Genomic DNA, 842 nt, shown 5'->3' on the forward strand with positions numbered 1-842 from the left:
ATGGCGGTCATTTGTTCTGAGGCCGTCTGAAACGCAGGTTCGTTGCAGATATGAGCGGCTTGTTCGAGGAAGTAGGCGTAGATATAGCGGAAACCTGCGCCGCCGGTACCGATTTCTTCCTGCATCCGCACCAAATGGCCAAGAAACAGTTTTTGGTATTTGTCGTTTTGTTTGGCAGGCAGGGATTCGATTTTTTTTGCCAGCGTGCGGATGCCTTTTACGCCGATGAAAAAGACCGGCGCGAGCATATGTTTGGCGTTTTTGCGTATGGCTTTGCGGATAATGGCGGGTAAGTCTGCCATGATTTTTTCAGACGGCCTGTTATCTTCCAAGGTGTACATCATGCCTTTTGCCGCCAATACGCCTTTGGCGAAGCGCGCACGCTGCAAATCTTCGGCGGCGCAGCGTTGCACGGTTTCAAATACGGGGTCACTGATGAGGTAGTCGTTGCCGTCTTTGCCGTACACTAAAAGATTGTGTGCGTTGAAATGGAAGCGCATTTGCGGCGGGAAGTAGGGCAGCCAAAAGACGGAGGTTTGCAAACCGGCCAGTTTGCCTGAGGATAGCGCGGCATCCAATGCGGCTTGTCCTCTTTGTGCGTCGGAAAATTTGCGGACAGACAATTTCAGCCCCAATGCCTTGCAGGTGTTTTTGATGATGCTGCGCGGCGCGGTACGGTAAGAAACCAGCGGCATGCCGTTTAATTTGATCAGCGGCATCCAGACAAATGTCAGCGCATGGGCAATGCCGAAAATCATGGCTTCATCTAAATTGTGGCCATGGTATTTGAGCAGGGTGGACATCACACCGCTTTCGCAATGGGCGGTATGCTGGTGTGGAAA

1 protein-coding gene is annotated in these 842 nt (G+C 51.9%); it reads right to left on the reverse strand.

Going from position 1 to position 842, the window contains the following annotated elements:
- The coding region (locus ACTHS3_RS16030; protein ID WP_440368511.1) for a BtrH N-terminal domain-containing protein at nt 1–842 on the reverse strand (842 nt) is incomplete at both ends.

Source organism: Neisseria sp. P0009.S007 (assembly GCF_051962515.1).